General features: G+C 73.2%; 10 protein-coding genes. 3 read left to right on the plus strand and 7 right to left on the minus strand.

The features are described 5' to 3' along the window. Positions 1 to 107: 107 nt before the first annotated feature. Positions 108 to 1,628, minus strand: a complete 1,521-nt coding sequence (locus tag GWI24_RS31820) for a DUF4192 domain-containing protein (RefSeq protein ID WP_210949490.1) — start codon at positions 1,626 to 1,628, stop codon at positions 108 to 110. Between the two features lie 110 nt (positions 1,629 to 1,738). Here GWI24_RS31820 and GWI24_RS31825 point away from each other — a divergent pair, with 110 nt between their 5' ends. Together GWI24_RS31825 and GWI24_RS31830 are read left to right on the plus strand one after the other, a co-directional pair. After that, positions 1,739 to 3,904, plus strand: a complete 2,166-nt coding sequence (locus GWI24_RS31825) for a RecQ family ATP-dependent DNA helicase (RefSeq protein ID WP_210949492.1) — start codon at positions 1,739 to 1,741, stop codon at positions 3,902 to 3,904. Between the two features lie 229 nt (positions 3,905 to 4,133). Next, positions 4,134 to 4,757, plus strand: coding sequence for a hypothetical protein (locus GWI24_RS31830; RefSeq protein ID WP_210949494.1), 624 nt, complete (start codon positions 4,134 to 4,136; stop codon positions 4,755 to 4,757). Between the two features lie 100 nt (positions 4,758 to 4,857). On the opposite strand, the gene GWI24_RS31835 is transcribed toward GWI24_RS31830, so the two are convergent. The 5 genes from GWI24_RS31835 to GWI24_RS31855 form a co-directional block, all read right to left on the minus strand. Next, positions 4,858 to 5,517 carry a hypothetical protein gene (locus GWI24_RS31835; protein ID WP_210949496.1) on the minus strand — a complete coding sequence of 220 codons (660 nt, stop codon included), beginning with the start codon at positions 5,515 to 5,517 and terminating at the stop codon, positions 4,858 to 4,860. A 68-nt stretch (positions 5,518 to 5,585) separates the two neighbouring features. Further along, positions 5,586 to 6,287, minus strand: coding sequence for a ribonuclease HII (locus GWI24_RS31840; RefSeq protein WP_086879272.1), 702 nt, complete (start codon positions 6,285 to 6,287; stop codon positions 5,586 to 5,588). A 191-nt stretch (positions 6,288 to 6,478) separates the two neighbouring features. Further along, positions 6,479 to 7,372: an ADP-ribosylglycohydrolase family protein gene (locus tag GWI24_RS31845; RefSeq protein WP_210949498.1), complete on the minus strand. Its 894-nt coding sequence runs from the start codon at positions 7,370 to 7,372 to the stop codon at positions 6,479 to 6,481. Between the two features lie 11 nt (positions 7,373 to 7,383). Continuing rightward, positions 7,384 to 8,043 (minus strand): histidine phosphatase family protein, encoded by a 660-nt coding sequence (locus tag GWI24_RS31850; RefSeq protein ID WP_210949499.1) that lies wholly within the window; start codon positions 8,041 to 8,043, stop codon positions 7,384 to 7,386. Between the two features lie 9 nt (positions 8,044 to 8,052). Then, positions 8,053 to 9,699 (minus strand): ABC-F family ATP-binding cassette domain-containing protein, encoded by a 1,647-nt coding sequence (locus tag GWI24_RS31855; RefSeq protein WP_210949501.1) that lies wholly within the window; start codon positions 9,697 to 9,699, stop codon positions 8,053 to 8,055. Between the two features lie 113 nt (positions 9,700 to 9,812). Here GWI24_RS31855 and GWI24_RS31860 point away from each other — a divergent pair, with 113 nt between their 5' ends. After that, entirely contained in the window at positions 9,813 to 10,439 is a 627-nt protein-coding gene (locus GWI24_RS31860; protein ID WP_210949504.1) for a TetR/AcrR family transcriptional regulator, read from the plus strand. Positions 10,440 to 10,474: 35 nt separating this feature from the next. Here GWI24_RS31860 and GWI24_RS31865 read toward each other — a convergent pair. Next, positions 10,475 to 10,906, minus strand: a 432-nt coding sequence (locus GWI24_RS31865; protein WP_210949506.1) for a DUF4937 domain-containing protein, incomplete at its 5' end; no start/stop codon positions are given.

Genomic DNA, 10,906 nt, shown 5'->3' on the forward strand with positions numbered 1-10,906 from the left:
CGCCGCCGGTGGCTCAGCCACCGAACTCATCCAGCGGATCGGGATCCCCAGGGCAACCCGCCGGCCGCCCCTGGCCCTCACCCCAGGGCTCCCCCGGCCCGTCCGGTTCAGCGGCGGCTACGCGTTCCCCGGCCGCCGGTGCGGCGCCGGGTGCGTGGCCGCCCTTCCGGGCGGCGCCTGCCACCCGGGGTGCTCGTCCCTGCCGGGGCGCTCCTGCCACCCGGGCCCGCCGCCCCGCTCGGCCGCTCCCGCGCCGACTGCCGCTCCATCTGACCTTCCGCCTCCCCCGATTCCTCCGCTTCCTCCAACTCCTCCGCTTCCGCGCGGACGGCCGACTCGGCTGACTCAGCCGAATCGACCGGTCCGGCCGTTTCCATGGCCGTTTCGGCCGGGGTTCCGGCCGCCCCCAGCGGCTCGGCGGCAGCCAAGTCGCCGAGCCGCTCCAGCTCCGCGTGCACCGCGGCGTGCACGGCACGGTCGGCGCGGTCGGCCGGGTCGAAGCGCTCAGAGTCCTCCCGGCGCAGGCATTGACGCAGAAGCTTCGGATGGACCCCCTCATTGCACGCCTGGTGCAGCAACCTCGCGAAGAGGTAATCGGGATCGACCCGCAGGGCACGGCCAAGCGCCACCCGTGCCATGAGTTCATCACCCGCCGACCAGGCGACCCACCCCGCCAGGGTGAGCGGCGCCGCCGCATGCTCCCCGTAGGAGCCGACACAGCGACGGGCCAGCGCGCGCCACAGCCGCAGCGCCGCGTCAGCGTCCGCTTCCTCCATCCATCCGGCCACCCGGTCCCGGGTCCGCCGGTCCTGCAGCCCGATGATCATCGCCGCCGCCTCCTGGTCGTCGAGCAGACCGTCATCGCGGAGATCGGCCGCGCAGGCGTCGGCCACCGGCGACGCGGCCTGGAACGTGTCCAGCATCCGGCCCACCAGACCGAGGGTCTGCGCACGCACCGTCGCGGAGCCACCGGCGTCCAGAATCCTCGGCACAAGATCGGCTCCGGCCGCGTCCAGCGCCCGCTCCTGAACATCGGCCCGAGGTGCCCCGAGCGGGGCGAGCCTGGCCTCCATCTCACGCAGTGAGCCGCGCACCTGAACCCCCGCGTACGTCGCGGCCGCGGCCATGACCGACGTGCCCGGCAGGGCGAGCGGAACGCCTTCCGGCGGACAGCAGCGCTGGTCGGGGCAGACATACGACCAGAACCGGCCGCCGGAGATGCACAGCGCCTCGAACACTGGCACCTCCAACCCGCCGCATGCGATGCGCAGCCGCTGGGCGAGGGGCCGCAGCCGCTCCATCGCCTCCTGCGCGGACTCGCCCTCGGCCGGCTCCTGGCACAGGAACAGAACGACCCCGTCCGGCCGCACGCCACGCCGCTCGCTGCCGCTGATCAGGCATTCGGCGAGCTGATCGCAGACCTCCGGCCACTCCTCCGGAACCCGGGGAATGCCGAGCCTGAGCCGGCCGCCGAACCGGCCGCGGGAGCCGTGCAGCGCGATCATCACAATGCTGTCGTCCGGCTGGAAGCCCAGGACATAGGGCAGGGCATCGGCGAGCTCGGCCGGGCTGCGGAGGGTGACCTGCTCTTCGCCGGGCAGACCGGCCGCTTCGTTGTGTCGAGTCATGGCCCGACGGTCCCTCAGCCCCGCCGACCCCGCCACCCCTGTGGATAACGTTATCCACAGGCTGCCAGGGGCGTTGGCGCGATGTCGGCGGGATCGGGTTGCATGGGGGCATGAGCGACGAAGACCTGCGCCTCTCGGCCGACCGCGTCCTGGCCCGCCTCGTCGGGGACACCACCGGCTCCGCCCGGCTCCGGGAGGATCAATGGCGGGCGATCGAGGCGCTGGTCGCCGAGCGCCGCCGAGCGCTGGTCGTGCAGCGCACCGGCTGGGGCAAGTCTGCGGTGTATTTCGTCGCCACCGCGCTGCTGCGCGAGCGCGGCAGCGGTCCGACCGTGATCGTCTCCCCGCTGCTCGCGCTGATGCGCAACCAGGTCGAGGCCGCCGCGCGCGCCGGTATCCGGGCCCGCACGATCAATTCCGCGAACACCGAGGAGTGGGACACCATCCAGGCGGAGGTGGCCGCGGGCGAGGTGGATGTGCTGCTGGTGAGCCCGGAGCGGCTCAACAACCCCGACTTCCGCGACCAGGTGCTGCCCCAGCTCGCCGCTGCCACCGGCCTGCTGGTCGTCGACGAGGCACACTGCATCTCCGACTGGGGCCATGACTTCCGGCCCGACTACCGCAGGCTGCGCACCATGCTCGCCGATCTGCCCCAGGGCGTGCCCGTGCTCGCCACCACCGCGACCGCGAACGCTCGGGTCACGGCCGATGTGGCCGAGCAGCTGGGCACGGGCGAAGGAACCGGGCGGGCGCTGGTGCTGCGCGGCCCGCTGGACCGGGAGAGCCTGCGGCTGGGCGTGCTGCCGCTGCCGGACGCCGCGCATCGGCTCGCCTGGCTCGCCGACCACCTCGATGAGCTGCCGGGCTCCGGGATCATCTACACCCTCACCGTGGCCGCGGCCGAGGAGGTGACCGCGTTCCTGCGGCAGCGCGGTCACACCGTCGCCTCCTACACCGGCAAGACGGAGAACGCGGATCGCCAGCAGGCCGAGGAGGACCTGCTGGCCAACCGGGTCAAGGCGCTGGTCGCCACCTCAGCGCTGGGCATGGGCTTCGACAAGCCGGACCTCGGCTTCGTGGTGCATCTCGGTTCGCCGTCCTCCCCCATCGCCTACTACCAGCAGGTCGGGCGCGCCGGGCGCGGTGTGGAGCACGCCGAGGTGCTGCTCCTGCCCGGCCGTGAGGACGAGGCGATCTGGCGGTATTTCGCCTCGCTCGCCTTCCCGCCCGAGGAGCAGGTGCGCCGCACGCTCGACGTGCTCGCGGCGTCGGACCGGCCGGTGTCCCTGCCCGCGCTCGAGCCCCAGGTCGAGCTGCGGCGGTCGCGTCTGGAGATCATGCTCAAGGTGCTCGACGTGGACGGCGCGGTGCGGCGGGTGCGCGGCGGCTGGACCGCCACCGGGCAGCCCTGGGCGTATGACGCGGATCGGTATGCGTGGGTGGCGCGCCAGCGGGAGACCGAGCAGCAGGCCATGCGGGAGTACGCCACGACGGCCGACTGCCGGATGGAGTTCCTGCGGCGGCAGCTGGACGACGAGAAGGCGGCGCCCTGCGGCCGCTGTGACAACTGCGCGGGGGCGCGGTTCACCACCGAAGTGTCCGCCGCCTCGCTGGACGCTGCGCGCGGCGAGCTGGGGCGGCCCGGTGTCGAGGTGGAGCCGCGCCGTATGTGGCCGACCGGGCTGCCCGCGGTGGGCGTCGACCTCAAGGGCCGCATTCCGGCGGGTGAGCAGGCCGCTCCGGGCCGGGCCCTGGGCCGTCTGTCCGACATCGGCTGGGGAAACCGGCTGCGGCCGCTGCTGGCCCCGCAGAGCCCGGACGCCCCGGTGCCCGACGATGTGGCCGGTGCGGTGGTGACTGTGCTCGCCGACTGGGCCAAGGGCCCCGGCGGCTGGGCCTCGGGCGCGCCGGACGCCCCGGACCGCCCGGTGGGCGTGGTCACGATCGCCTCCCGCACCCGCCCGCAGCTGATCCGGTCGCTCGGCGAACGGATCGCCACCGTCGGCCGGTTGCCCCTGCTCGGGAGCGTCGCGTACCACGACGGCGAGGTCGACACCCGGGTGCCGCGCACCAACAGCGCCCAGCGGCTGCGGGCGCTGCACGGCGCGCTGACCGTGCCGCCGCCGCTGGCGGCGGCCCTTGCCGAGGCGGGTGGACCGGTGCTGCTGGTGGACGACTTGGCGGACACCGGCTGGACCTTGGCCGTCGCCTCCCGGCTGCTCCGCCGGTCGGGGGCGGCCGGGGTGTTTCCGCTGGTCCTGGCCGTGCAGGGGTAGAGGCGGCCGCGGCCGCGGCGGGGCGCGAACCGGCCAGGAATATAGAACGCACATCCAGGCAAAACGGTCAGTGGTGCCGACTGCGCATTGCCGCACGCGGGCGCTACCGGGAGAATTGCCAGCAGCTCCCCCGCCCCCGGTCCGGCCGTGGTACCGACGGGGCTGTGTCGTGGCCCGCGCCCGTGCCCGACCCTTCGCACGGACCGTGGGCGCAGACGAAGGGAGGACCGTGACCTTCGGCTTCGTTCCGCCACCGTCCGCCGATTCCGCTTCCCGAGCCGGCCGGATGCTCCAGCCCGCCGAGTGGGCGGCAGCGGGAATCCCGTTGCTGCGCAATCCGCGCGAGGTGGTCACCGGACTGCACATCCGCCATCTGCCGACGCCCTCGACCGCCGTCGTCGCGGTCCTCGATCCGGAGGAACGGCTCACGGCGAGCGCCTCGTTCGTCCGCCGCGGCGCCGCCGCCGTCGACGGCTGGGACTTCCGGAACGCGCTGCTGGCGCAGTTGCGCCGGGTGATCCCCCACGATCTGCGGCGCCGCACACCGATCCGCACCGCCGTGCTGCTCTACTGCCGCGAGGGCGAGAGCCGGTGGACGGAGGAGGACGGCGCCTGGATGTGGGGGCTGCGCGACGCCTGCACCCTGCACGGCCTGCGCTGCGGTGCGTACATCACGCTGACCCACGACGGATGGCGGGTCCTCGGCGAGGGGCGGGGCGGCCGTCGGCCGCACTCCGCTTCGCTGCCGACCGCGCTGGGCGTGGCCGTCGAGGGCGACGGCGACGCCAAGGAGCTGCCGCGGCCCCACCTCGGAGGGCGGCGCAAGGCACTGAGCCACTCCGCCGCCGTCTGACCGGTCGCGGGCCGCGCGGCCACCGGCCGTCCGGGCGCCGGACAGCTCCGCCACGGGGGACAGAGACTGCCGGACACCGGGCGTTCGGGGACGTGCGGCCTCAGGCGCCCGGACCGATGAGGGTGTTGATGCGCTTCGGATCGCCGCAGACGATCAGCAGCGTCCCGGCACGGCCCATCGCCTCGGGCAGCGCGCGGGCCACGGCGTCGTTCGCACCGCCGTTGACGGCGACGACCACGACCGGGCGGCCCTTGAGGCGGTCGGCCTCCGCGTCGGCGTAGAAGACATCGTCTCCGGCGTCGTGCTGCGCCCAGTAGGACGCCTCGCCGAAGGACAACTCATGCGCCGCCCACGGATGCTGCTCCCCGGTGGTCAGCACCAGGATGTCACCAGGGGCTCGGCCGGAATCCAGCAGCAGGTCGACCGCCTCGTCCGCCGCGTCCAGGGCGCCGTCCACCGTGGCGGGGATCAGCTGGATCTGGGGCGTGGCCTTTGTGGCGGTGGGTGCGGCCTTGGCAGCCGAAGCCGCCGGGGCGGTCGGCACGGGCTTCGTCGCATCGCTCGTGGTGCGCTGCGACTGGGCCGACGAGGTTCCGGCGGAGCCACGGTTGGGACCGGGGCTTCCGGGCCGCCGCGGTGCGGGCCGGGGGCCGGGACCAGGTACAGGACGAGGGGTCGGCGCGGTACGGCCTGCGGCCGGTGTCACGCGGGGACCCGGGACACTCTCGTGAATCTGAGGCTCCTCGGGGATGAGAGGCATGGGCTGATGTCTATCAAACGTCGGTGCGAGTCGCATCGGCGGGTGGCGGTTTTGACCGCTTGGTCTGCTCAGAAGTCGAAGCCGAGTTGGCCTTCGTCCTCCAGCCCGACCGGTTCGGATGTGCTGCGGAACCGCTTCAGGTGCCGCCAGCGGGGCAGCCCGTCCATATAGGCCCAGGACAGCCGGTGGTGGGGCGTGGGCCCCAGTTCCCGCAGGGCGGCGCGGTGCGTGGGGGACGGATATCCAGCGTTGTCCCCGAAGCAGAAGTCCGTGTGCTCGGCTCCCAGTTCGGCCATCATCGCATCCCGGCGGACCTTGGCGATCACCGAGGCGGCGGCAACGGACACACAGGACTGATCGCCCTTGATGACCGTACGAACCGTCCAGGGACCGCCGAGGTAGTCGTACTTCCCGTCCAGGATGACCGCGTCCGGCCGGACCGGCAGCGCGTCCAGCGCACGCGTGGCGGCGAGCCGGAGGGCGGCCGTCATCCCCAGGTCGTCGATTTCCTCGGGAGAGGAGTGACCCAGGGCGTGTGCGGTGACCCACGAGTCCAACTCCAGGGCCAGGGCCGTGCGCTTCTTGGGACTCAGCAGCTTGGAGTCGGTGAGCCCGGTCGGCGGACGGCGCAGACCGGTGACCGCCGCGCAGACCGTCACCGGACCGGCCCATGCCCCGCGCCCGACCTCGTCGATACCGACGACGATCTTGGCTCCCGTCGTGGCTCGGAGCGAGCGCTCGACACTGTGGGTGGGCGGTTCATAGGCCATGGCGAGGACAACCTTACGCCGCTCTTACCTGCGTTCGGAACCCGGATCCCCAGCAGTGATCACCGACCGCCTCCGTCGGTCGCCGCCCTGGTGGATCCGGTGGCCGCTTCCGCCCAACACGACGCGGCGCACGGCTGGTTCGATGGGTGGGGCAAACCGGACGGCGCACCGCATCACGCCCACGCTGAAGGTCAGTCGGCGCCCGGCGGGACCCACTCCGGCAGCGCCTCGGTGCGGTCCAGCCAGTCGGCGGGCGGCGCACCGGCGGCCTCGGAAGCGACCACTCCCCCGACGATGGCGCAGGTGGTGTCCACATCTCCGCCGGCCGAGGCCGTCCTCCAGAACGCCTCCTCGAAGGAGCCCAGGTGGCGAGCGGCCGCCCACAGGGCGAACGGCACGGTGTCATGGGCGCTGGTGCGGCGGCCGCAGCCGAGCACCGCGGCGACGGTCCCGGCGTCCGCGTAGTCGAGCATGTCGCGGGCGCGGCGCAGCCCCGCCTGGACGGCGCTGCGCGGCACCACCTCGACCACCCGGTCCAGCAGCTCTCCGGGCCCGCCGTGGCCCGCCGGATCGGCCACCAGCGCCGCCGCCGCGGCCACCGCCATGGCTCCCGCCACCGCCTCGCGGTGCTGATGCGTGGTGTACGCCGAGATCTCCGCCTGATGCGTGGCCTGCTCCACATCGCCCGCGTACCAGGCGCCCAGCGGGGCGATCCGCATGGCGGCGCCGTTGCCCCACGAGCCCTGCCCCTGGAACAGCCCGGCGGCCAGGTCGCGCCAGTCGCCGCCCTCCCTGATCAGACGGAGCATCCGGTTCACGGCGGGGCCGTAGCCCCGGTCGAAATCATGGTGGTCGGCGAAGGAGCGGGCGAGATCGTCCTGGTCGATCCGGCCATGGGCCACCAGGACGGCCAGGATCGAACAGGCCATCTCGGTGTCGTCGGTCCACTGCCAGGGGGTGGGCGGCAGCTCGCTGCGCTTGAGGTAGGGATAGTTGGCGGGGACAAAGAACTGGGAGCCGAGGGCGTCGCCCACGGCCAGCCCGCGCAGGCTCCGCAGAGCCCGGTGGAAACGGTCAGCGGTCATCGCTGCGCACTCTAACCGGTGTGGCCGTAGGGCTTGGGGGTGCACCAGCGCTCAAAGGGCCGGTCGAGGTGGTAACGCCCGTCGGAGCCGAGCAGCAGGGTCCGCATCTCACCGTTGCCGGGGTTCGACAGCGACTCGAATTCGGCGACGTTCCAGTGCAGCCACCGCATGCAGAACAGCCGCATGGTCAGCCCATGGGTCACCAGCAGGACATTCGGCGGATGGGCCGGGTCCTCGAAGCTGCGCCACAGGCTCTCCAGGAAGGCGTCCACCCGGTCATAGACATCGGCGCCCGACTCACCCTGTGCGAACCGGTAGAAGAAGTGCCCGTAGGCGTCGCGGTAGGCCATCTGTTTCCGCACGTCCTCGCGGTCCTGCCAGTTCCCCCAGTCCTGCTCCCGCAGCCGCGGCTCCTCCCTGACCCGGGTGCGGGAGGGGTCGAGATCGAGCAGCTTCAGGGTCTGGTGGGTGCGGCGGTACGGCGACACATAGATCGACACGCGCTCGTCGCCGAAGGTGGCGCGCAGCCGCTCGCCCGCCTCCTCCGCCTGCCGGCGCCCGGTCTCGGTCAGTCTCAGAGCATGGTCGGGCACCCTTTCGTACACCGAGTCATCGACATTGCCCTCCGATTCTCCGTGCCGTAGGAGGACGATGCGCCGGGGTCGTGCCATGGCGCCACCCTAGATCGAGGTCGTGGCGGGCGCCTCGCTCCCCTCCTCGGCCATGGGCCGGCCTGCTCGTATCTCGCGGCGCCGCCCGGTGAAGCGGCTGCGCAGCAGCCGGTCGTGCGAGACCACCACCAGCGCCCCGGTCCACTGGGCCAGCGCCTCCTCCAGCTCCTCCACCAGGCCGAGGGCGAGATGGTTGGTCGGCTCGTCCAGCAACAGCAGATCGGCGGGGCGGGCCAGCAGCCGGGCGAGCGCCAGCCGGCGGCGCTGGCCCGCGGAGAGCGACCCCACCGGGACATGGAGGGCATCCGGGTGGAACAGCCCGTACGACAGCAGCAGGTCGGTGTGCTCCTCCGGCGTCCCCGGCAGCCCACGGCCGAAGGCCGACAGCAGCCGCTCCCGGGGACGGGCAACCGGTATCTCCTGGGCGAGGTAGCCGATCCTGCCCCGGCGGGCCACCCGGCCCGCCTCCGGTTTCTCCACCCCGGCCATGACCCGCAGCAGCGTGGATTTCCCCGCGCCGTTGGCACCGTGGACGAGCAGTCTGTCTCCGGCCGCCACCGTGAGCCGGTCGACCACCAGCCGCTCCCCCACGCGGACATCGTGAAGGTCGATGAGCAGACCGTCCGCCGAGCCCGCGGCGGGGAGCGCCGAGAACCGCAGCGGCTCCGGCGGGCGCGGCACCGGGTCCTCCTGGAGTCTGCGCAGCCTCTCCCGCGCGTTCCGCACCCTGCTGGACACCGAGGACTGCACACGCCCCCGGTCCCGGTCGTACGCCATCTTGTTGCCGTCCTTCATGCCACGGCCCGGGGCGACCCTCCGGGCGACGGTGGTGGCGGCCTCCGCGAGCGCGGCCGTCTCCGCGCACCACTCCTCGTACGCCTGCTCCCAGCGGCGGCGCGCGGCGGTCTGCTCGGCGACGAATCCGCCATACCCCCCGCCGTACCGCACCAGGGCGCGCCGGTCGGCGTCCACCTCGACGATCGCGGTCGCCACCCGCTCCAGGAAGACCCGGTCGTGGGAGACCGCGAGGACGGTGCCCGGATGCGCCCGGAGCGCCTCCTCCAGCCAGCCGAGCGCCGCGCCGTCGAGGTGGTTCGTCGGCTCGTCCAGCAGCATCACCTCGGGGGCGGCCGCGATCAGGCAGGCGAGCCCCAGCCGGGCCTGCTCACCCCCCGACAGACTGCCGAGCCGCCGCTCGTACCCGATGCGGCCGAGCCCCAGGCCGTGCAGGGCCTTCTCCACCCGGGCATCCGCCTGATAGCCGCCGCGGGCCTCGAACGCGGTGAGCAGATCGCCGTAAGCGGCGAGCACATCCGGGGCGCCACCGCCGAGATCCGCCTCCAGCTCGCGCAGCCCGCGCTCCATGGCGCGCACCTCGGCGAGGGCGGTGTCCACCGCGTCGCGCACCGTGTGGTCCGGCGGCAGCTCGGGCGTCTGGCCGAGGTGGCCGACGCCGCCGTCGGTAACCGCCACCACGGCGCCGTCGTCCGGTGACTCGCGCCCGGCCAGCAGCCGCAGCAGGGTGGACTTACCGGCCCCGTTCTCCCCCACGACGCCGATCCGCTCCCCGGGCCGCACCGCGAAGGACACGTCGTCGAGCAGCAGCCGGTCACCCCGGGACAGCGTGACGCCTCGCAGCGAGATCTGAGTGGGCAAGGGCGCACCTCCGAGCACGCGAGCGGCCATCGGACCGCACACTCCAAACACAACTGAAGTTGCGTTACCCTCAGCATGGCACAGCGAACCCACTAACACAACTGGAGTTGCACTTGTCCACAGAGAGCGCCGTCCCGACGCCGGGCACCGTCCGCCCCGGCGGGCGCACCGCGCGCACCCGCTCGGCGGTGCGCGACGCCGTGCTCACCGGCCTCGCCGAGCACGGCTATCCGGGTCTGACCGTGGAGTACGTCGCCGAGCGCTCCGGCATCCACAAAACGACCGTCTACCGGCGCTGGGGCAGCGTCGAGGGGCTCGTGGCGGACGCGCTGGACCTGGCGGGAGAGGACGCCTGGACGCCGCCGGACACCGGGAATCTGGAGGGCGATCTGCGCGCCCTCGCCCGCGAGGTGACCGAGACCTTCGGCAGCGCGTCGGCCGCCGCCGCGCCGACCGCCTTCATCGCGGCCGCGTTCCAGTCCGAGCGCGCGGCGCAGGCGCTGCGCGACTTCTACACCGAGCGCTTCGCGCGCTGCGAATCCGTGGTGCGGAGGGCCGTCGACCGAGGTGAGGCCCCGTCCGGCACCGACTCCGCGGCGGTCGTACGCGCCGTCTCCGCGCCCTTGTTCTTCCGGGCACTCATCACCCGTGAGCCCATCGACACCCCGCTCGCCGACCAGACGGCGGCCGCCGTCGCGGCCGCGGTCCGGGCCGGGGCCTATCTCCCCGCCCGCCGCTGATCAGAATCGCCCCTTGGCCGGCAGAGGGCTCCGCCTCACACCGTCCAGGCGGAGTCGACCCGCACGACATCGCCGGCGATCGCCGCCACATCCGCTTCCGTCTGCGCGCGCAGGCCGAGCCGCTCGACCCGCTCCACGCGGTACTTCCCGTGCTCGGCCGCCGAGTCCCACATCGACAACACCAGGAACTCGTTCCCCGGCGCCTCCCCGAACACCCCACGCAGCATCCCGGGCGACCCGGCCATGGCCGGATTCCACACCTTCTCCTGCACCAGCGTGAAGTGATCCACCCGGTCGGGGCGCACCCGGCAGTGCGCGACGCGCACCACGTCCGCGTCGGAGAACCGCGGCTCGAAGCCGACCTTCACATCGAATCGGTGCTCGAACAGCCGGACTTGCATGTCCCGGTACGTGCCCGACTGCGAGGCCGCCAGCCGGTCGTGCGAGCGCGCCATGAAGGAGTCGTA

This window comes from Streptomyces sp. MK37H (genome assembly GCF_018035285.1).
Taxonomy (GTDB): domain Bacteria; phylum Actinomycetota; class Actinomycetes; order Streptomycetales; family Streptomycetaceae; genus Streptomyces; species Streptomyces endocoffeicus.